The organism is Cryobacterium sp. TmT2-59, from assembly GCF_004403545.1.
In the GTDB taxonomy this organism is placed as follows: domain Bacteria; phylum Actinomycetota; class Actinomycetes; order Actinomycetales; family Microbacteriaceae; genus Cryobacterium; species Cryobacterium shii.
In genome coordinates, this window is record NZ_SOGM01000102.1 from 32,111 (window position 1) to 51,543 (window position 19,433).

The window sequence follows — 19,433 nt, forward strand, 5'->3', positions numbered from 1 at the left end:
GACGAGCCGCCCGGCTCGTGCCCCGGTTGGCTTCCCGGTCGTGACGGTGCCGTGACGTAAGGTGGGTGATGTCATGAACGGTGCCGTCGAATTTCCTCTGGACCTGCCCGAACTCTCCTTCCACGCGGCCGGGGAGTCCCTTGTGCGACGCACCGTGCTGCCCAGCGGGGTGCGCATCGTGTCGGAGCACGTGCCCGGCAGTCGCAGCCTGACCATCGGCTACTGGGTCGCCGTCGGTTCCCGCGACGAGGCGCCCGGCCATTTCGGCTCCACCCACTTTCTCGAACACCTCCTGTTCAAGGGCACGAAACAGCGCACGGCGTTGGACATCGCGATCGCCTTCGACTCCGTCGGCGGCGAGCACAACGCGATGACCGCCAAGGAATACACCTGCTATTACGCCAAGGTGCAGGACCGGGACCTGCTCATGGCGGTCGAGGTGCTCACCGACATGATCACCTCGTCCCTGCTCGACCCGGTGGAGTTCGAGAACGAGCGCGGCGTCATCCTCGAAGAACTCGCCATGGCCGACGACGACCCGGCGGATGTCGCGAACGGGCGCTTCTTCGAGGCGATCATGGGCGACCACGCGCTCGGGCGGCCGATCGGCGGCAGCCCGGACACGATCCGGGCCGCGACCCACGCCGCGGTGCTGGAGCACTACCGGGCCAACTACCGGCCCCAGGATCTCGTCGTCACCGTTGCCGGGGCCGTCGACCACGATGTGCTCGTCGCCGCGGTGACCCGGTCCCTGGCCCTGGCGGGCTGGGACCTCAGCGTCTTCGCGCCTCCGGTGGGGCGGCGCAGCGGCAGCCCGGTCGCCCTCAGCCAGGGTGCACCGGTCACGATCGTGCAGCGGCCGCTCGAGCAGGCCAACATCCTGATGGGCTTCCCCGGGCTGCTCGCCACCGACGACCGCCGCGTGACCATGAGCGTGCTGAACTCCATCTTCGGTGGCGGCATGTCCTCCCGCCTGTTCCAGGAGGTGCGCGAGAAGCGCGGCCTGGCCTATTCCGTCTACTCCTTCGCCCCCGGCTACTCCGATGCCGGCCTGTTCGGCATGTATGCCGGCTGCACCCCGGCGAAGGCCGGCCAGGTGGCCGAGCTCATGCTCGGCGAGCTGCACCGCATCTCGGAGCACGGCGTCACGGTCGACGAGATGAAGCGGGCCGCGGGCCAGTTGTCCGGCGCATCCGCACTCGCCCTCGAAGACTCCGACACCCGGATGTCCCGGCTCGGCCGCGCCGAGATCACGCTCGGCGAGTTCATCGACCTCGACGAGGCCCTGCGCCGCCTCGCGCGGGTCACGGCCGAGGACGTGCGTGTCCTGGCCGCCGAGCTGTCCGCCGGGCCGCTCTCCATCGCCGCGGTCGGCGCCCTCGACCCGAACATCTTCGCGGCCGTCATGGCGACGTCCGTCCGCCCCTGACCGCACCCCTGCCCCACACCCCCGAGGCCGCAACACCGTCGTACGGCCTCCGCGCACCGAATTGAAAGAGAACCACGTGCCCCACTACATCTACCTTGTCCGCCACGGTGAGCAGCAGGATGCCGAACACGGGCTGCCCGACGGGCCACTGTCGGCCCGCGGCACGCGCCAGGCGCAGCTGATCGCCGAGCGCCTCGGCGGGGTTCCGTTCACGGATGCCTGGCACTCGCCGCTGCAGCGCGCCGCCGAGACCGCCCGGATCATCGCGCAGCGCCTGCCCGCCCTGACCCCGGTGCCGTCGCCGCTGCTCTTCGACTGCATCCCCTCCGGGATGGCGCCGCAGACCCCGGCCGCCTACGCGCCCTTCTTCGGCGCCGTCTCCGAGGCGGAGATCGAAGCCGGCAGCGCGCAGATGGAAGACGCCGTCGCCGAGTTCCTGCAGCCGCGCCGCGGCGACCGCCACGACCTCCTGATCACCCACAATTTCGTCATCGCCTGGTTCGTGCGGGAGGTTCTCGGCGCACCCGACTGGCGCTGGATCAGCATCAACCAGGCCAACTGCGGCCTCACCGTGCTGCACCAGAAGCCGGGGCGCCCCTGGACGATGGTGACCCACAACGACACCGGGCACCTGCCGGTGGAACTGCGCACGGGCCTGCCCGACCCGCTCCTCTTCTAGCGGTTCCGGCTTCGGGCGGCCTCAGCTCGGGGCGAGCCGCTTGCGGTACCAGTTCGTGGCATTCGGGTTGTCGTTGTACGGCTCGCAGGAGTCGTAACCGGAACGCGCATAGAGCGCACCGGCGGCCGTGAGGCTCGCGTTCGTGTCGAGCACGACCTCCGCCGCGCCGAACGCGCGGGCGCGCCGCTCCAGCTCGGTCAGCAGGCTTCGGCCCCAGCCGCGGCCCCGCACGTGCGGCTGCAGCCACAGGTGCTTGACCTCGTACCGCGTCTCGCCGGCCGCGGAATCCTCGATCCGGCGGATGCCCCCGCAGCCCACGAAGACGTGCTCGACTTGGGCCTGCTTGGCGTGGTCCTGCTTGGTGCCGGCCTGCTCGGTGCCCGCCTGCTCACCCACCAGCAGGAACACCCCGCGTGGCGGAATGAACTGGGCCGGGTCGGGGAACGTGGTGCGGTACCGGCCCTGCCGGGACGGGAAGCTTGACTCCCGGTCGCTGAAGTACTGGGTCAGCAGGGCGATCGAACCGGCATCCGTCACCGACACGTCGCTGAAGGCCGGGGCTGGGGAATCAGGCATGGCCCAAGGCTACTTCGATGCGCCCGGGCGGCAAGGGCTCGGGGTCCCTTGGTAGATTGGATGCCATGACAACACGGGTGGCCATCGTCGGCGTAACGGGCACGATGGGCCGTCTGGTCTCCGGGCTGGTCGAGCAGACCGACGGCTATGAACTCGTCGCCGGGCTGGATTCGCGGAGCGAGCTGTCCGAGATGCTAGGGGCGGAGGTCGTGATCGATCTGACCCTGCCGCGGGTCAGCCAGAGCGTGGTGGACTTCGCCGTGGACCACGGGCTGCGCGTGCTGGTGGGGACCTCCGGCTGGTCGCAGGGCCGGATCGACACCCTCGCCCACCGGATCGCCGGATGTGAGGACACCGGGGTCATCATCATCCCCAACTTCTCGATCGGGTCGGTCATCGCCACCGCCCTGTCCGCGATGGTGGCCCGTTTCTACGACTCGATCGAGATCGTCGAGGCCCACCAGGCCGGCAAAGTGGACTCGCCATCCGGCACGGCCGTGCGCACCGCCGAGCTGATCGGGCGAGCCAGGGCCGACATCGGCCCGGTCGCCGCGCCGCACACCGACCAACGCGCCCGCGGCCAGCAGGTCTCGAGCGTGCCCGTGCACAGCCTGCGACTCGAGGGGATGCTGGCCCGTCAGGACGTCATCTTCGGCGGAGCCGGGGAGACCCTCACCATCAGCCACAACACCCTGTCGGCGGCCGCCTACGAACGCGGCATCCTGCTGGCCCTCGCGGCTGCGCGCACGGCCACGGGCGTCACCGTCGGGCTCGACCAGATCATCGACCTCGGGCTGGGGGAGCGGGGTGCGCCGTCGAGCGGCCCGGCTGCGACCGAACCGGCGCCGACGGATCCGGCTGCGACCGGTCCGGCGCCGACGGACCCGGCGCCGACGGATCCGGCCGCGACGGGTGCGGAGGTGCGGGCATGAAGGGCCGCGTCGCCGCCGGCCTGATGGCCCTGCTGCTCGCCTTCTACCTGGTCCTCGTCGGCTGGCGCGCGATCCTGTTCCTGCAGAGCGGCGAACCGGTCGGCATCGTGATCGGGGTGGCGCTGCTCGTGCTCCCCCTGATCGGGACCTGGGCACTGGCGGCCGAGGTCCGGTTCGGTCGCAACTCCGAGCGGCTCGTTCACCGACTCGAGGCCGAGGGCGGGCTTCCCGTCGAGGACCTGCCGATCCGGCCGAGCGGACGCCCGATGCGGGCTGCAGCGGATGCCGAGTTCCCGGTGTTCCGGGCGGCCGTCGACGCCGCCCCGGAGGACTGGCGCGCCTGGTTCCGGCTGGGCCTGGCCTACGACGCGTCCGGGGACCGTCGCCGGGCTCGCGGCGCCATCCGTACCGCTATCGCCCTGGAGCGCGCCGACGCCACGGCCGCTGCCCCGCCCGCAGCCCCCTAGCCCGCCCGCAGCCCCAACCCGCCGGCAGCCCCCGCGCGGGTCCGAGGCGCCCCACAACCGCTCCGGCCCGAACGAATTCGACGGAGATTTTGCCCGGATCGGCCCGGAATGGCCGAAATGCGTGTTTTTACAGCCGAATCTCCGTCGAATTGGTTGGACGCTGGGGGCTGCTGCTGCCGGGGTCAGGGCCGGCGGAGCATCGCGGCGACGGCCTCGGCCACCGTGCGGTGGGCGAACACGAAGCCGTCGCGTTCCAGGCGTGACGCCGATACCTGCTGGTCGGCGAGCAGGAGCTGACGGGCGGCGTCCTGCAATGCCAGGGTGAGCACGAATTCGGGGACCGGCAGGAGAAACGGCCGGTGCAGCGCGTCGGCCACGGCCCGGATCACGGCGTTGGCCGTGGCCGGCGTCGGCCCCACCACGTTCACCGGGCCGGACAGGGGAGACGTGAGCAGGTGCACGATCGCGGCAGCCTCGTCGTGCAGGCTCACCCACGGCCAGCCCTGCGTGCCCTTGCCGAGCGGCCCGGCCAGGCCGACTTTCGCCAGCGGCAGCAGCGGCTTGAGGGCCCCGCCCCGGGCGATGACCAGCCCGGTGCGGAAGGTGACGACCCGGGTCTGCTCGGGTGCGCGGGACGCCTCGGACTCCCACACCGACACGACCTTGGCCAGGAAGTCGCTGCCCGGGGCGGAATCCTCGGTCAGGACCTCGTGCGGGCGGTTGCCGTAGATGCCGACGGCCGACGCGTTCAGCAACACCGACGGCGGGGTCGTGCGGCGACGCATCGCATCCGTCAGCGTGCGCGTGGCCTGCACGCGGGAATCGAGGATCTCCCGGCGGTAGCCCGCCGTCCACGGCAAACGCGCGAGGGAGGCGCCCGACAGGTTGATCACCGCGTCGACGCCGTCGAGCGCGGCCGCATCCATGCTCAGGGCGGCCGGATCCCACCGGAATTCGGTGCTGCCGCGCGGTTCACGGCGCACCAGCCGGGCGACCGTGTGCCCGGATGCGCCCAGCTGGGTGCGGAGTTCCGTGCCGATGAGTCCGGATGCGCCGGAGACCAGTACTCGCATGGCGGTGAGTCGGCTCTAGGCCAGTTCGGCTTCGATCGTGATCGGGATGCCGGCCAGCGCCTTCGAGATCGGGCAGTTCGCCTTGGCGTCCTCGGCGAAGGCCACGAACTCTTCCTCGGTCAGCCCGGGGATCTTCGCGCTGACCAGGAGGTGGCTGCCGACGACGCCGACACCGGCCTCGAACGTGATCGCCGCGGTGGTCTGGATGCTGTCGGGGACGTGGCCCGCGGCGCTGAGGCCGTTGGCGAGTGCCATCGAGAAGCAGGCCGAGTGCGCGGCGCCGAGCAGCTCCTCCGGGTTGGTGGTGTTCGGGGTGCCGACCGCGCGGGCCTGCCAGGTGACCGGGAACTCGGCGGCGGTGGAGGAATCGAGGGTGACGTTCCCGGTGCCGGACTTCAGGTCGCCGGTCCAGACGGTTGTTGCTTCGCTGGTGAGTGCCATGGTGTTACCTCCTGGAAGTGAAGCTCCAGCCTAACCGGCGGCCCGGCCCGGATGAAGGAATATCCCAGCCGATGTTCAGCTAAACGGATTCACCGGCCGGCCTCGGCCCGACCGGCGCCGCCGAGCGCCCCGGCGCGCAGCAGGAGCAGGTACAACTGGCAGCCCAGGCAGTAGTCGAACACGGCGTTCAGAAACGCGGCGACGAAGGCGGCCGCGGCGGCCACCCCGACGGCCGGGTCGATCCCGGCGACGCCCAGGACGACCCCGACGAGGGTGACCACCAGGCCCACCCCCTGGGCGAACGTCGGCGGGGCGGGGTTCTCCAGGGCGGCCGGGGGCGCCAGCCGTGGTCGGACGAGCTTCTTGAAGACGATGCCGTACGGGTGACGGCCGGCCCCGGCGAACGCGCCCCACGCGAACAGACCGGCGAGCCCGGCCAGCAGCAGCAGGGCGGCCACGGATGCCCCGGTCAGCGAAAGGAACACCACCACGAGCAGCAGCACGGCGGTGATCGCGGCGCCGAAGCGCGGCCCCCGCGGGTCGAGGTCCGGGCGGGCGGTTCGGGGTTTCACGGATCGCGGTTCAGCGGGCGAGACGGACATGGGCGCTCCCGGTGAGGTCGTCGAGGTGCTCCAGGATGCCGGCCCGGTTCGGGGCCCCGCCGATGCGGGCGCGCACCCGGCCCGTCTCGTCCAGGATCAGCGTGGTGGGGGTCTGCATGATCCCGAACCGGTTGGCCAGGTCGCGCCGGTGGGTGATGTCGATGTCGACGTGGGCGACCCCGGGACGGGACTCCGCCAGCCGGGTCAGCAGCGCGTGCGTGCCGGGGCAGCGGGCGCAGTGGTCGGTGGAGAACTGGAGCAGCGTGCCGAGTGCTCCGAAGGACACGGGGCTGCCGACATCCGCCGGGGTGAGCGGCGCGTCCGCCCTGACCGGTGCGGTGCGCCCCTGCCGGGCCCGCCAGAGCAGCCCGAGCACGGTGGCGCCCGCGACGAGGGCGAGGAGGAGGCTCAGGGCCGGGATCGGGTTCATGCTGCGACGGTACGCGTTCGGCCGGGCCGGCGGGGCAGTATGACGACACGTTACGGGCGCGGGGCCGGCGGGGACAGGCGAGGTCGAGGCGCGCGCGAAGCGCGGGTGAGGCGACGCATCCGGCGAGCCAGCGCATCCGTCGGCCGGCGACCGGGTATCGTGTGAGCCGTGCCTGAGATTGAGTTTCGCTCCGATGTGACCGTTGAGCTGGTTCGTGCCAGCGCCCACGACTCCGATGTGCTGTTCGCCGCACGGGTGTCGACGCAGGGGGAGCAGACCCTCGCGAAGGCCCGGCTGGAGGAGTCCGACGCCGAGGCCTCGAGCAAGGGCGACAGCGGTCTGATCAACTACCTGATGCGCGACCGTCACGGCTCGCCGTTCGAGCACAACTCGATGACCTTCTACGTGCAGGCGCCCATTTTCGTCTTCCGCGAGTTCATGCGGCACCGCATCGCCTCCTACAACGAGGAATCGGGCCGCTACCGCGAGCTGAACCCGGTCTTCTACCTGCCCGCCGCCACGCGCAACCTGGTGCAGGTCGGCAAGCCCGGCGCCTACGACTTCCTGCCCGGCACCGCCGAGCAGTCCGCGCTGGTCGACCAGCTGACCCGCGAGGCGTCCGCGCACGCCTACGCGTCGTACCAACGGATGCTCGAGGCCGGCGTCGCCCGCGAAGTCGCCCGCATCGTGCTGCCGCTGAACATCTTCTCCTCGATGTACGTGACCATGAACGCCCGGTCGCTGATGAACTTCCTCAGCCTGCGCACCAAGCGCGAGGGAACTCATTTCCCGTCGTTCCCGCAGCGCGAGATCGAGATGTGCGCCGAGAAGATGGAAGACCACTTCGCGGCACTCATGCCGCTCACCTACGCCGCCTTCAACAAGAACGGCCGCGTCGCCCCGTAACGCCCCGCGTAGCCCCGTAACCTCAGCCCAGCCCCGGTCCCCGCCCCTGACGAATTCGACGGAGATATTGCCGCAAAAAGCCGTTTTGGCGCCGTAACGGCGCGATTCGGCCAAAATCTCCGTCGAATTCGCACCGGCTGGGGCTGCGTGCGCTGCGACGCTGACCGGTAACCTGTCTCTCGTGTCTATGTCTCAGAATCCCTTTGGCCAGGTCCTCGTCGCCCTGGTGACTCCGTTCACCGCCGATGGCGAGGTCGACTGGCCGGGGGTGGCGAAGCACATCGACGACGTCATCAACGCCGGCGCCGACGGCATCGTCGTCACCGGCACCACCGGCGAGACGTCCACCCTGACCGACGCGGAGAAGATCCGTCTGGTCGAGGTCGGCAAGGACGTCTCGGGCGGGCGCGCCAAGATCATCACCGGCGGCGGGTCCAACGAGACCGCCCACGCCATGCAGCTCGCCAAGCAGAGCGAGAAAGCCGGCGCCGACGGCAACATGATCGTCACGCCCTATTACAACAAGCCCACCCAGGCGGGTGTGCTCACCCACTTCCGCATGATCGCGGATGCCACGGACCTCCCGGTGATCCTCTACGACATCCCCGGCCGCACCGGCATCCCGATCGAATACCAGACGATCCTGCGGGCCGCGAAGCACCCGAACATCCTGGCCGTCAAGGATGCCAAGGGCGACCTGGCCCAGGTCAGCCGGGTGCTGAACCAGACCGACCTGATGTATTTCTCCGGCGACGACCCCAACGTGCTGCCGCACCTTTCGATCGGCGCGACCGGCCTGATCGGCGTCACCGCCAATATCGCGGCGACGCCCTACCGGCAGATGGTGGACGCCGTCAACGCGGGCGACCTCAAGGCCGCGACAGCCGCGCACCAGCAGCTGGAACCGCTGGTGCGGGCCTGCATGACCCACGTGCCCGGCACGGTCGCCGTCAAGTACATCCTGCACGGCCTCGGCCGGATCAAGAGCCCCCGCGTGCGCCTGCCCCTGGTCGGCCCCGAGGAGTGGGAAGCTGCCCAGATCGAAGACGAAATCGACCTGGTCAAGAACATCCCCGGAGTCGACTTCTCGAACTTCCGTCCCGACCGCAACGCCGCAGCCGGCGGCGCACTGCCGAAGGTCGCGGGAACCACACGCTGAACGCCACACCGACTCCCTAGGAGGGCCCATGCCCATCGACGTGTACGACCCGGCCGCGCTCGAACCGGGCACCCTGCGCATCATCCCGATCGGCGGCCTCGGCGAGATCGGTCGCAACATGACCTCCTTCGAGATCGACGGCAAGATCCTGATCGTGGACTGCGGCGTGCTGTTCCCCGAAGAACACCAGCCCGGGGTCGACCTGATCCTGCCCGACTTCGGCCCCATCCGTGACCGTCTCGACGACATCCTCGGCGTGGTGCTCACGCACGGCCACGAGGACCACATCGGGGCCGTGCCCTACCTGCTCCGGCTGCGGCAGGACATCCCGCTAATCGGCTCCGGGCTGACCCTCGCGTTTATCGAGGCCAAGCTCAAGGAACACAAGATTACGCCGTACACGTTGCAGGTCAAGGAGGGACAGAAGGAGCGGCTCGGCCCGTTCAACCTCGAATTCGTCGCCGTCAACCACTCCATCCCCGACGCCCTGGCCGTGGCCATCAAGACCGCCGGCGGCACGGTGCTGCACACCGGCGACTTCAAGATGGACCAGCTGCCGCTCGATGGCCGCCTGACCGACCTGCGCGAATTCGCGCGGCTCGGCACCGAGGGCGTCGACCTGTTCCTGGTCGATTCCACCAACGCGGATGTCCCGGGCTTCACCCCCACGGAACGCTCCATCGGTCCCGTGCTGGACGACGTCATCGCAAGGGCTCCCCGCCGGGTGATCGTGGCCAGCTTCTCCAGCCACGTGCACCGGGTGCAGCAGGTGCTCGACGCCGCCCACGCGAACGGCCGCCGGGTCGCGCTCCTCGGCCGGTCCATGGTGCGCAACATGACCATCGCCGCGGACCTCGGCTACCTCACCGTGCCGGACGGCGTGCTGGTCGACTTCAAGAAGGCCGGCAACATCCCGGACGACAAGATCGTCTACATGTCCACCGGCTCGCAGGGCGAACCGATGGCCGTGCTCAGCCGGATGGTCAACCAGGACCACCAGGTCGAGGTCGGCCACGGCGACACCGTCATCCTGGCGTCCAGCCTGATCCCGGGCAACGAGAACGCGGTCTACCGCATCATCGACGGCCTGACCAAGCTCGGCGCCGCGGTCGTGCACAAGGGCAACGCCAAGGTGCACGTCTCCGGGCACGCCGCCGCGGGCGAACTGACCTACTGCTACAACATCCTCAAGCCCAAAAACGTGCTCCCCGTGCACGGCGAATACCGGCACCTGGTCGCCAACGCGAAGCTCGCCGTGGAGACCGGGGTCCCCGAGGCGAACGTGCTGCTGGCCGAGGACGGCACGGTGATCGACCTGCGGGACGGCGTGGCCCGCAAGGTCGGGCAGCTCGACATCGGCTACGTCTACGTCGACGGGTCCACCGTGGGCGAGATCACCGAGGCCGACCTCAAGGACCGGCGCACCCTCGCCGAGGAGGGCTTCATCTCGATCATCATCGTGGTGGACGCCCAGACCGGCAAGGTCATCGTCGGCCCGGAGATCCACGCCAAGGGCTTCGCCGAAGACGACTCCGTGTTCGACGCGGTGCGGCCCAGGATCGTGGCCGCCCTGGCCGAGGCCGCCGAGAACGGGGTGCGCGACCCGTTCGCCCTGCAGCAGATCGTGCGCCGCACGGTCGGCCGCTGGGTGAACACCGCCTTCCGCCGCCGGCCGATGATCGTTCCGCTGGTGATCGAGGCCTGACCCCGTTCACGACACGGATGCCGCCGCCCGCCCCGGTGGGCCGCGGCATCCGGGTCAGGGTGAAGGGGCGTCTCTCCCAGACACCCGCCGTCGCCTAACCCCCAATGTCAGGGGTGGGAAGTACCGTTGACGGTATGGCTACGAGCACTAAGTCGAACGGCCGCGCCCGGAGCACCCCCGCGCGCGGCACCCCGGCGCGCAAGCCCGTCAGCAGGACCGCGACCCAGAAAACGGTCAAGTTCACCGCGGTGGACACCAGGCCGAGTGCTTTCGTGCGGTCCTGGATGGCGCTCGCCCACGTCACCGGCGGCGCCGCCCGCGCCCTCGGTCCCGAGCAGCTCTCCAAGGAGGAACGCCGCGACGGGCTGCCCTTCTTCCTGGTCCTCCTGGCCATCGCCGGCGCGGTGATCGAGTGGTTCCTGATCAACGAGCCCGTCGCGCAGACCCTCGACGCCTGGTCCTTCGGCGGGCTGTTCGGGCGGGTCGCGTTCGCCCTGCCGGTCATCATGCTGCTCTTCGCGGTCTGGCTCTTCCGCAAACCCAGCTCGGTGCACGACAACGGGCGCATCGGCATCGGCCTCTCGCTCCTGCTCGTATCGGTGTCCGGGCTGTGCCACATCTTCGGCGGCCAGCCGGCTCCCAGTGACGGCATGGAAACCCTCGCCCTGTCCGGCGGCGTCATCGGCTGGATGGTCGCGGCGCCCCTGATCTACCTGACCACCGCCATCGGCGGCACCATCGTCGTCATCCTGCTGCTCACCCTCAGCCTTTTCATCATCACCAAGACCCCGCCGAACCGGGTGGGGGAGCGCAGCCGCGAACTGTACGCGTGGCTGTTCGGGGCGCAGCTCCCCGACGCCGACGAGCGGGCGGCCGCCCGCGAAGCCAGCCGGGAGGCCAAAGCGGAGAAGTCCGTGCAGGTCGAGCTCGACGGGGTCGACGACGACGTCAGCACCCTGCCGTGGTGGCGCCGCAACACCAGCAACCGCGAGGAAGACCCCGACTTCGGCAGCGCGATCAGCACGGAGCACGCAGCCGGCCAGGCCGCCGCGGACCCGCTCAGCACCCTGCTCGGCGGCGACAAGCGAGGCAGTTTCGACACCGCGCTGGAGAAGGTCCCCGAGGTCCCCGCCCACGAAGTCCCCGCCCACGTGGTCCCCAGCCTCAACCAGGAGCACTACGGCACCGAGGTGCTCCAAGACCTGCTCCGGGCCGAGGACGCCCTCAAACGCTTCACCGGCGAGATCGACCTCGCGCGCGGCTCGGCCACCGGCCTCCAGCCCGACGAGCAGACCGGGCTGACCGAGGTGCTGCCCGGCTTCGACGAGCTCGACCTCGCGGCGGCGGCGAGCGGCCCCGCCCAGGTCCCGGGCCCGGGCGCCGACGAACCCAAGGCCCCCTACGTGCTGCCGTCGGACACCACGCTGATCCAGGGCCCGCCGGCGAAGGCGCGCTCGGCCGCCAACGACGAGATCGTCAAGTCCATCACCGAGGTGCTGCGCCAATTCCAGGTGGATGCGAAGGTCACCGGGTTCTCCCGCGGCCCGACTGTGACCCAGTACGAGATCGAACTCGGCCCGGGCGTCAAGGTGGAGCGGGTCACCGCGCTGAGCAAGAACCTGTCCTACGCCGTCGCCTCCAACGAGGTGCGGATCCTCTCGCCCATCCCCGGCAAGAGCGCCATCGGCATCGAGATCCCGAACACGGACCGCGAGATCGTCACCCTCGGCGACGTGCTCCGCTCCGCCACGGCCACCAACAGCACCCACCCGATGACCATCGGCGTCGGCAAAGACGTCGGCGGCGGCTTCGTCGTGGCCAACCTGGCCAAGATGCCCCACCTCCTCGTGGCCGGCTCGACCGGGTCGGGCAAGTCCAGCTTCGTGAACTCCATGATCACGAGCCTGCTGATGCGCGCCAAGCCGAGCGAGGTGCGCATGGTGCTGATCGACCCGAAGCGGGTCGAACTGGCCGCCTACGCCGGCGTGCCGCACCTGATCACCCCCATCATCACCAGCCCGAAAAAGGCCGCCGAGGCGCTGCAGTGGGTGGTGAAGGAGATGGACATGCGGTACGACGACCTGGCCAGCTTCGGCTTCCGCCACATCGACGACTTCAACAAGGCCGTCGTCAACAACGAACTCGTGCTTCCGGCCGGCAGCATGCGCACCCTCAAGCCCTACCCCTACCTCCTGGTCGTCGTCGACGAGCTCGCCGACCTGATGATGGTCGCCCCGCGTGACGTCGAGGACTCGATCGTGCGCATCACGCAGCTGGCGCGCGCCTCCGGCATCCATCTGGTCCTCGCCACCCAGCGCCCGAGCGTCGACGTCGTCACCGGCCTGATCAAGGCCAATGTGCCTTCCCGCCTGGCGTTCGCCGTGACCAGCGTCACCGACTCCCGGGTCATCCTCGACCAGCCGGGGGCGGACAAGCTGATCGGGCAGGGCGACGCCCTGTTCCTGCCGATGGGGGCCTCCAAGGCAATCCGGGTGCAGGGCGCCTGGGTCAACGAGGCCGAGATCGAACGCGTCGTCAAGCACGTCACCCTGCAGGCCCGGCCCGACTACCGGCCGGATGTCTCCATGGTCGCCCCGCGCAAGGAAATCGACTCCGACATCGGCGACGACCTCGAGGTGCTTCTCGCCGCGGCGGAACTGGTGGTGTCGACCCAGTTCGGATCCACCTCGATGCTGCAGCGCAAGCTCCGGGTCGGCTTCGCCAAGGCGGGACGCCTGATGGACCTGCTCGAGTCCCGCGAGATCGTCGGCCCCTCCGAGGGATCAAAGGCTCGCGACGTGCTCGTCAGCGTCGAGCAACTGCCCGGCGTGCTCGCGCTGCTGCGCGGCTCCGACGCCGAACACCACGCCGCCTCCGCGAATGCCCAGGCGTCCGCCTCCCACCAGGCCGATGTGAGGCCCGACCCCCGCTACGCCGGCGACCCGGTCGCGAAGATGTCGGAGGGATACCCTGAAGAAGAGGCATCCCCCGATGAAGACGCCTGGCAACTGACCGACAGGGAGTGACCCATGGCCACCGCATCAACGCCCGGAAAATCAACGCCCGCCGCCCGGCCCAGTAACTGGAACCTGCCCAACCTGATCACGGTCGTGCGGATCCTGCTCGCCCCGCTGTTCATCTGGATGCTCCTCGCCGACGCCGGGCAGGACGGCGCGCTCCGCTGGTGGGCCGCTCTGCTCTTCATCGTCGCGATCGCGACCGACGGGATCGACGGGGCCATCGCCCGCCGGCACAACCTGGTCACCGACCTGGGCAAGATCCTCGACCCCATCGCCGACAAGGTGCTCACCGGCGGGGCGCTGGTGTGCCTGTCCATCCTGGGCGAGCTGTGGTGGTGGGTGACCATCGTCATCCTCGTTCGTGAAATCGGCATCACGGTGTTCCGGTTCGTGATGCTGAAAGACCGGGTGATCCCGGCGTCGCGGGGCGGCAAACTCAAGACCGTCATGCAGTCCGTGGCCATCTCCCTGGCCCTCGTGCCGTTGTGGCTGGTGCTGGGCGACTGGATCTACTGGGTCAACTGGACCGCGATGGCCCTGGCCCTGATCCTCACGGTCGTCACCGGCATCGACTACCTCGTCGCCGCGCGTCGGGAGAACCGCAGTTCACGGTCGCATGCCTGACGAGCCGTCGCTGTCTGCGCCGCCGCTGCCTGAGCCGCTGCTGTCTCAACCGTCGGCGGCGACGGATGCCACGGCGCTGCTGATCGCCGACCTCACCAGGCTGCACCTGACCCTGGCCGTGGCCGAGTCCCTGACCGGCGGCGCACTGGCGGCCGAACTGATCCGCATCCCCGGCGCATCCGTCGTCGTGAACGGGGCCGTGGTGGCGTACCAGACCGAGCTCAAGCACAGCCTGCTCGGCGTGGACAGAGCCCTGCTGGCCGAGCACGGACCCGTGCACCCGGACGTGGCCCGCCAGATGGCGGCCGGCGCGCGCACACGGCTCGCGGTCGGGGGCCGGGACGCGGACATCGGCGTCGCCACCACCGGGGTCGCCAGCCCCGACGCCCAGAGCGGACACGCCCCCGGCACAGTGTTCCTCGGCCTCTCCCGGGGCTCCGAATCGTGGGCCGTCGAGCTGCGGCTCGACGGCGATCGCGCCGGGATCCGCGCCGGAACCGTCGCCCGTGCGGTGGAAGCTGTGCGCCAGCTGTTAGCCCGGGAAACAGTGGAATAGTTCCCCGGATCCGCCGGTTACACCGAGCAGATTCACAAGAAAAGTCCAGTCGTCATCGGTAGTGTCGGGGTATTCAAGGTTGTAGTACTCTTGCGATCCAATACACGAAACCAACCGGTCGAGTGGGCGCCAGTAATATCAATCAGTACTTGATCAGCACCAGTAATCAGTACGAGAAGGAGGTTCCGATGATTCTTGTTAGACAGGAAATCGGCGATGTGCTCAGGGACTTCCGCCTGCAGAAGGGGCGCACACTCCGCCAGGTTGCGAGCAAGGCCAGCGTGGCTCTCGGCTATCTGAGCGAGGTCGAGCGTGGACAGAAGGAAGCGTCTTCCGAGATTCTGGCCTCCGTTGCAGATGCGTTGGAGACCCCGATCTCGGTCATCATGCGGGAGGTCGGCGAGCGACTGGCGGTCATCGAGGGAATCGACAGGTTCCCCGACACCGTTCCGGACGAACTCGTGGCCACCTACGACGGCATGATGGTGCGCTAGTTCACACTGTCATTCCAGCCCATTCCCATGTTCGCTTCAGTTCCCAAGTTCGGTTGAGCGACCATGCGTCTCAGTGAATTCCGCCAAGCGTTGAAGGATGAATTCGGTGACGCCTATTCGCGAGTCCTCACCCGCGACCTGATCCTCACCCCGTTCGGATGCACCGCCGACCAGGCCCTGGCCGGCGGTGCTTCTGCGCGCGACGTGTGGCTGGCTCTCTGCGACGAGACGGATGTCCCGCAGAGCCGCCGCCACGGCGCCGGCCTTCCGGCCGCTCGCCTCTGACCCTTCGGCCCGGGACTCCGTTCGGCCCGGGCCTTCGCGTGGCGTGTTTCGACGACACGCCATGAAAACTGTGCCAATTCTCGAATACGTGTTCGCATCTTGGTAGGCTCCTCAACAGCAGACGACGCAAGCGAACCATCCACTTACGCGGCAGCACCCGACCCGGTGTCGGAGGCGCCACGTACAGTCGGGTTTCGTCAGCGGCAGACAGCACTTGCCTTGTTGAGAGTGGGCACCGGGGTCTTCCCGGTGGTCGGGTTCGACAGCCTATAGGCGCCACAACGCACGACCGAAGGAGACCATTATGGCATCAGCAGCAGATCGCGAAAAGGCACTCGACATCGCCCTCGCGGCAATCGACCGCCAGTTCGGCAAGGGTTCGGTCATGCGTTTGGGCAGCGACGAGCGCGCACCCGTCGACACCATCTCCACGGGGTCGATCGCGCTGGACGTGGCCCTCGGCATAGGCGGCCTGCCCCGCGGCCGCATCGTGGAGATCTACGGCCCGGAGTCCTCGGGTAAGACCACCCTGACCCTGCACGCCATCGCCAACGCGCAGAAGAACGGCGGCATCGCCGCGTTCATCGACGCGGAGCACGCCCTCGACCCCGAATACGCCAAGAAGCTCGGCGTGGACATCGACGCCCTCCTCGTCTCGCAGCCCGACACCGGTGAGCAGGCGCTGGAGATCGCCGACATGCTGGTGCGAAGCGGGTCCATCGACCTGATCGTCATCGACTCCGTGGCCGCGCTCGTGCCCCGCGCCGAGATCGAGGGTGAGATGGGTGACTCGCACGTCGGCCTGCAGGCCCGGCTGATGTCGCAGGCGCTGCGCAAGCTCACCGGCGGGCTGAGCCAGACCAACACCACCATGATCTTCATCAACCAGCTGCGCGAGAAGATCGGTGTCTTCTTCGGCAGTCCCGAGACCACCTCGGGCGGTAAGGCGCTGAAGTTCTATGCGTCGGTGCGCCTCGACATCCGCCGGATCGAGACCCTGAAAGACGGCACAGAGGCCGTCGGTAACCGCACCAGGGTCAAGGTCGTCAAGAACAAGATGGCGCCGCCTTTCAAGCAGGCCGAATTCGACATCATCTACGGCATCGGAATCTCCCGCGAGGGCAGCCTGATCGACTTCGGTGTCGACCAGGGCATCGTCAAGAAGTCCGGCGCCTGGTACACGTACGACGGCGACCAGCTCGGCCAGGGCAAGGAGAACTCGCGCAACTTCCTGCTGCGCAACCCGGACATGGCCAACGAGATCGAGAAGAAGATCCTCTTCAAGCTCGGCGTCGGTCCGGAAGGTGCCGCAGCCAAGAAGGCCGAGAAGGACGCGGCGGCAATCGCTGCCGCCGCAGCCGCGGAGACCGCCAAGGTAGCCGCCGCCGCCAAGGCCGAGTCGATCCAGACGAAGCTCGCCGCACGCAAGGGAGCGTAGCGCCGTGGTTCACTTCGAACCCGCCGACGAGGTGATCTCGCTCAGCGCCGCACGGCGCAAGAGCGCGGCACGCACTGCCCCGCAGCCTTCCGTCCCCGCTCCGGCCGTCGGCCGCGACTCGGACGCGGACGACGATGCGCTCGCTCCGGTCAGCTACCTGCGCGGTCAGGCCGGAAACCGGTTCGCAGAGGCCGGTGACGGCGCTGACGCCGGGGACGATGCCCCGCTCGGCGCCTCGGTCGGTGCTGGGGCCGGCGTCGGGGACGGCGCCGGGCCGGAGGATGGAGACGATGACGAGGCAGCCGCGCCGGTGTTCGACGCGGCCGCGGAACGGGCGCACGCCGAACAGGTGCTGCTGCAGCGCCTGCGCGGGCGTTCGCTGTCCATCGCGGAGGCCCGCACGGTGCTGTCCTCGACGGACGTCGAGGACGCGGACGCCGAGGAGATCATCGAGCGCTTCATCGAGCTGGCGTACATCGACGAAAGCCGGTTGTCCGACCAGATCCTGCACAGCCACCACGAGCGCAAGGGACTGGGGCGCACCGGTGTGCAGGCCGAGATGCGCCGACGCGGCCTCGACCACGACCTGATCCTGGCCAAGCTCGAGGAAATGCCCGACGACGAGACCGAACGGGCCATCGAGGTGGCCGTCAAACGGGTGGGGCAACTCGGCCGGCTCGACGACCAGACCATCGACCGCCGGCTGAATGCGTTCCTGATGCGCAAGGGCTACCCGTCCTCCATCGTGCGGGTCGCCGTGAAGGCGGCGCTGGATTCCCGCGGTGGTTCGTCGGGCTCGTCGAGCGTCAGGTTCCGCTAGGTCGCAGGCATTTCCGGCGGGCGTGAGCCGGGGCTCTGGCCCCGGCTCGGCATCCTCAGGTCCCGCGCGTAAGCTATATCCACTATGACCAGCAGCACCGCTATGCCCCAATTCTCCAGCGCCGAGACGCTGAGCACGCCGACCCTGATCCTGCCGTCCGTGGCGGCCCACGACGCGGAGGGCCGCGCCCGCACCTACGAGGTGCGCACCTTCGGCTGCCAGATGAACGTGCATGACTCCGAGCGGCTGAGCGGTTCGCTCGAGGCGGCCGGCTACGTGCCCGCGAACGGCGACGAAGCCGACATCGTGGTACTCAACACCTGCGCCGTGCGGGAGAACGCCGACAACAAGCTCTACGGCAACCTCGGTCACCTGGCCTCCGTCAAGCGCCGCCACGAGGGCATGCAGATCGCGGTCGGCGGATGCCTGGCCCAGAAGGACAAGGACGTCATCCTCAAGAAGGCGCCCTGGGTCGATGTGGTCTTCGGCACCCACAACATGGGGTCGCTGCCGAGCATGCTCGAGCGCGCCCGACACAACGGCGAGGCTCAGCTCGAGATCCTCGACGCACTGGAGACGTTCCCGTCCACCCTGCCCACCAAGCGCGACTCGAGCTACAGCGGCTGGGTGTCGATCTCGGTCGGCTGCAACAACACCTGCACGTTCTGCATCGTCCCCGCCCTGCGCGGCAAGGAGAAGGACCGCCGGCCGGGCGAGATCCTCGCCGAGATCCAGGCCCTCGTCGACGACGGCGCGATCGAGGTGACCCTGCTCGGCCAGAACGTCAACTCCTACGGGGTTGAATTCGGCGATCGCCTCGCGTTCGGCAAACTACTGCGCGCGGCCGGCAAGATCGAGGGGCTGGAACGCATCCGTTTCACCAGCCCCCACCCGGCCGCCTTCACCGACGACGTGATCGACGCCATGGCCGAGACGCCGGCGGTCATGCCGCAGCTGCACATGCCCCTGCAGTCCGGGTCGGACCGGGTGCTGAAGGCCATGCGACGGTCCTACCGCTCCGCGCGGTTCCTCGGCATCCTCGACCGGGTGCGTGCGCAAATGCCGCACGCCGCCATCAGCACGGACATCATCGTGGGCTTCCCCGGGGAGACCGAGGAAGACTTCCAGGAGACCCTGCGGGTCGTGGAACTGGCCCGGTTCGCCACCGCGTTCACCTTCCAGTACTCGATCCGCCCCGGCACGCCGGCCGCGACCATGGCCGAGCAGGTTCCCAAGGAGGTCGTGCAGGACCGGTACGAGCGTCTGGCCGCCCTGCAGGAGCGCATCTCGTGGGAAGAGAACCAGGCCCAGATCGGCCGTGAGGTCGAGCTGCTCGTGGCCAACGGCGAAGGCCGCAAGGACTCCGACACCCACCGGCTGAGCGGGCGCGCCCCCGACAGCCGCCTGGTGCACTTCGACGTGCCGGACGGATCGGAACTGCCGCGCCCGGGCGACCTCGTCACCGTGACGGTGACCCAGGCCGCGCCGTTCCACCTGATCGCGGACTCCAGCGACGGCGCGCCGCTGCGCATCCGCCGCACCATCGCCGGCGACGCCTGGGACCGCATTCAGGCCGAGGCCTGCGGCGTGCCCAGCCACGGCGGGGCCTCCGGCGGGGCCGGCGCGGTCTCCCTCGGGCTGCCCACCCTGCGGGTGGGCTCGCCCGCGGCCACCGGGTCCAGCACCACGCCCATCTACGACGTCACCGACGGGGAGCGCTAGGCGGGTGCCGGGCCCGAAGCCCGGAACCGTCACCGGTCCAGCCGTCACCGACGCAGCCGGCGCCGACCCGGCCGG

At 69.3% G+C, this 19,433-nt stretch carries 20 protein-coding genes; 15 read left to right on the top strand and 5 right to left on the bottom strand.

All coding sequences use genetic code 11. The features are described 5' to 3' along the window. The first annotated feature begins 73 nt into the window (after positions 1-73). Both E3T24_RS16660 and E3T24_RS16665 read left to right on the top strand, forming a co-directional pair. Positions 74-1,429 carry a pitrilysin family protein gene (locus E3T24_RS16660; RefSeq protein ID WP_134434883.1) on the top strand — a complete coding sequence of 452 codons (1,356 nt, stop codon included), beginning with the start codon at positions 74-76 and terminating at the stop codon, positions 1,427-1,429. 76 nt (positions 1,430-1,505) lie between these two features. Next, on the top strand, positions 1,506-2,108 hold the full coding sequence (locus E3T24_RS16665) for a histidine phosphatase family protein (RefSeq protein WP_134365971.1): 603 nt from the start codon (positions 1,506-1,508) through the stop codon (positions 2,106-2,108). 21 nt (positions 2,109-2,129) lie between these two features. Here the strand turns inward: E3T24_RS16665 and E3T24_RS16670 are convergent, their stop codons facing one another. After that, on the bottom strand, positions 2,130-2,684 hold the full coding sequence (locus tag E3T24_RS16670) for a GNAT family N-acetyltransferase (protein ID WP_134365972.1): 555 nt from the start codon (positions 2,682-2,684) through the stop codon (positions 2,130-2,132). Between the two features lie 65 nt (positions 2,685-2,749). Between E3T24_RS16670 and dapB the strand changes: the two genes are divergently transcribed. Continuing rightward, positions 2,750-3,616 carry a 4-hydroxy-tetrahydrodipicolinate reductase gene (dapB, locus tag E3T24_RS16675; RefSeq protein WP_134434884.1) on the top strand — a complete coding sequence of 289 codons (867 nt, stop codon included), beginning with the start codon at positions 2,750-2,752 and terminating at the stop codon, positions 3,614-3,616. Next, positions 3,613-4,083, top strand: coding sequence for a hypothetical protein (locus E3T24_RS16680; RefSeq protein WP_134365974.1), 471 nt, complete (start codon positions 3,613-3,615; stop codon positions 4,081-4,083). Before dapB ends, E3T24_RS16680 begins: the two co-directional genes overlap by 4 nt. A gap of 182 nt (positions 4,084-4,265) precedes the next feature. Here the strand turns inward: E3T24_RS16680 and E3T24_RS16685 are convergent, their stop codons facing one another. The 4 genes from E3T24_RS16685 to E3T24_RS16700 form a co-directional block, all read right to left on the bottom strand. Next, positions 4,266-5,156 (bottom strand): TIGR01777 family oxidoreductase, encoded by an 891-nt coding sequence (locus E3T24_RS16685; protein WP_134365975.1) that lies wholly within the window; start codon positions 5,154-5,156, stop codon positions 4,266-4,268. 15 nt (positions 5,157-5,171) lie between these two features. After that, entirely contained in the window at positions 5,172-5,597 is a 426-nt protein-coding gene (locus E3T24_RS16690; RefSeq protein ID WP_134365976.1) for an OsmC family peroxiredoxin, read from the bottom strand. 89 nt (positions 5,598-5,686) lie between these two features. Next, on the bottom strand, positions 5,687-6,199 hold the full coding sequence (locus E3T24_RS16695; protein WP_134365977.1) for a DUF4395 family protein: 513 nt from the start codon (positions 6,197-6,199) through the stop codon (positions 5,687-5,689). Beyond that, positions 6,180-6,629 (bottom strand): thioredoxin family protein, encoded by a 450-nt coding sequence (locus E3T24_RS16700; RefSeq protein ID WP_174776167.1) that lies wholly within the window; start codon positions 6,627-6,629, stop codon positions 6,180-6,182. Before E3T24_RS16700 ends, E3T24_RS16695 begins: the two co-directional genes overlap by 20 nt. Before the next feature lie 168 nt (positions 6,630-6,797). On the opposite strand from E3T24_RS16700, the gene thyX reads away from it, so the two are divergent. From thyX to miaB, 11 genes are all read left to right on the top strand, one after another. Next, a complete protein-coding gene (gene thyX / locus E3T24_RS16705) occupies positions 6,798-7,535 on the top strand; it encodes an FAD-dependent thymidylate synthase (protein WP_134365978.1) in 738 nt (245 codons plus the stop codon). A gap of 181 nt (positions 7,536-7,716) precedes the next feature. Continuing rightward, on the top strand, positions 7,717-8,694 hold the full coding sequence (gene dapA / locus E3T24_RS16710; protein WP_134365979.1) for a 4-hydroxy-tetrahydrodipicolinate synthase: 978 nt from the start codon (positions 7,717-7,719) through the stop codon (positions 8,692-8,694). Between the two features lie 28 nt (positions 8,695-8,722). Further along, positions 8,723-10,399 (top strand): ribonuclease J, encoded by a 1,677-nt coding sequence (locus tag E3T24_RS16715; RefSeq protein WP_134404593.1) that lies wholly within the window; start codon positions 8,723-8,725, stop codon positions 10,397-10,399. A 134-nt stretch (positions 10,400-10,533) separates the two neighbouring features. After that, a complete protein-coding gene (locus tag E3T24_RS16720; RefSeq protein ID WP_134365981.1) occupies positions 10,534-13,425 on the top strand; it encodes a DNA translocase FtsK in 2,892 nt (963 codons plus the stop codon). Between the two features lie 3 nt (positions 13,426-13,428). Then, on the top strand, positions 13,429-14,043 hold the full coding sequence (gene pgsA, locus E3T24_RS16725; RefSeq protein ID WP_134365982.1) for a CDP-diacylglycerol--glycerol-3-phosphate 3-phosphatidyltransferase: 615 nt from the start codon (positions 13,429-13,431) through the stop codon (positions 14,041-14,043). Further along, complete coding sequence (locus E3T24_RS16730; RefSeq protein WP_134365983.1) at positions 14,036-14,599, top strand: CinA family protein; 564 nt, start codon at positions 14,036-14,038, stop codon at positions 14,597-14,599. Before pgsA ends, E3T24_RS16730 begins: the two co-directional genes overlap by 8 nt. Before the next feature lie 188 nt (positions 14,600-14,787). Further along, positions 14,788-15,093: a helix-turn-helix transcriptional regulator gene (locus tag E3T24_RS16735; RefSeq protein ID WP_134365984.1), complete on the top strand. Its 306-nt coding sequence runs from the start codon at positions 14,788-14,790 to the stop codon at positions 15,091-15,093. A 63-nt stretch (positions 15,094-15,156) separates the two neighbouring features. After that, positions 15,157-15,378 (top strand): DUF3046 domain-containing protein, encoded by a 222-nt coding sequence (locus E3T24_RS16740; RefSeq protein WP_134365985.1) that lies wholly within the window; start codon positions 15,157-15,159, stop codon positions 15,376-15,378. A gap of 304 nt (positions 15,379-15,682) precedes the next feature. Continuing rightward, positions 15,683-16,816, top strand: coding sequence for a recombinase RecA (gene recA / locus E3T24_RS16745; RefSeq protein WP_134365986.1), 1,134 nt, complete (start codon positions 15,683-15,685; stop codon positions 16,814-16,816). Between the two features lie 4 nt (positions 16,817-16,820). Continuing rightward, entirely contained in the window at positions 16,821-17,636 is an 816-nt protein-coding gene (locus tag E3T24_RS16750) for a regulatory protein RecX (RefSeq protein WP_134365987.1), read from the top strand. 84 nt (positions 17,637-17,720) lie between these two features. Further along, positions 17,721-19,358: a tRNA (N6-isopentenyl adenosine(37)-C2)-methylthiotransferase MiaB gene (miaB, locus tag E3T24_RS16755; RefSeq protein WP_241978728.1), complete on the top strand. Its 1,638-nt coding sequence runs from the start codon at positions 17,721-17,723 to the stop codon at positions 19,356-19,358. Positions 19,359-19,433: the final 75 nt, after the last annotated feature.

Excerpts from the sequence above, each read along its gene's own strand:
- E3T24_RS16730 (WP_134365983.1), top strand. The coding sequence starts at position 14,036 with ATGCCTGACGAGCCGTCGCTGTCTGCGCCGCCGCTGCCTGAGCCGCTG.
- E3T24_RS16670 (WP_134365972.1), bottom strand. The coding sequence starts at position 2,684 with ATGCCTGATTCCCCAGCCCCGGCCTTCAGCGACGTGTCGGTGACGGAT.
- miaB (WP_241978728.1), top strand. The coding sequence starts at position 17,721 with ATGACCAGCAGCACCGCTATGCCCCAATTCTCCAGCGCCGAGACGCTG.
- E3T24_RS16680 (WP_134365974.1), top strand. The coding sequence starts at position 3,613 with ATGAAGGGCCGCGTCGCCGCCGGCCTGATGGCCCTGCTGCTCGCCTTC.
- dapB (WP_134434884.1), top strand. The coding sequence starts at position 2,750 with ATGACAACACGGGTGGCCATCGTCGGCGTAACGGGCACGATGGGCCGT.
- E3T24_RS16700 (WP_174776167.1), bottom strand. The coding sequence starts at position 6,629 with ATGAACCCGATCCCGGCCCTGAGCCTCCTCCTCGCCCTCGTCGCGGGC.
- E3T24_RS16660 (WP_134434883.1), top strand. The coding sequence starts at position 74 with ATGAACGGTGCCGTCGAATTTCCTCTGGACCTGCCCGAACTCTCCTTC.
- E3T24_RS16740 (WP_134365985.1), top strand. The coding sequence starts at position 15,157 with ATGCGTCTCAGTGAATTCCGCCAAGCGTTGAAGGATGAATTCGGTGAC.
- E3T24_RS16715 (WP_134404593.1), top strand. The coding sequence starts at position 8,723 with ATGCCCATCGACGTGTACGACCCGGCCGCGCTCGAACCGGGCACCCTG.
- E3T24_RS16720 (WP_134365981.1), top strand. The coding sequence starts at position 10,534 with ATGGCTACGAGCACTAAGTCGAACGGCCGCGCCCGGAGCACCCCCGCG.
- E3T24_RS16690 (WP_134365976.1), bottom strand. The coding sequence starts at position 5,597 with ATGGCACTCACCAGCGAAGCAACAACCGTCTGGACCGGCGACCTGAAG.
- recA (WP_134365986.1), top strand. The coding sequence starts at position 15,683 with ATGGCATCAGCAGCAGATCGCGAAAAGGCACTCGACATCGCCCTCGCG.
- E3T24_RS16685 (WP_134365975.1), bottom strand. The coding sequence starts at position 5,156 with ATGCGAGTACTGGTCTCCGGCGCATCCGGACTCATCGGCACGGAACTC.
- E3T24_RS16735 (WP_134365984.1), top strand. The coding sequence starts at position 14,788 with ATGATTCTTGTTAGACAGGAAATCGGCGATGTGCTCAGGGACTTCCGC.
- E3T24_RS16695 (WP_134365977.1), bottom strand. The coding sequence starts at position 6,199 with ATGTCCGTCTCGCCCGCTGAACCGCGATCCGTGAAACCCCGAACCGCC.
- pgsA (WP_134365982.1), top strand. The coding sequence starts at position 13,429 with ATGGCCACCGCATCAACGCCCGGAAAATCAACGCCCGCCGCCCGGCCC.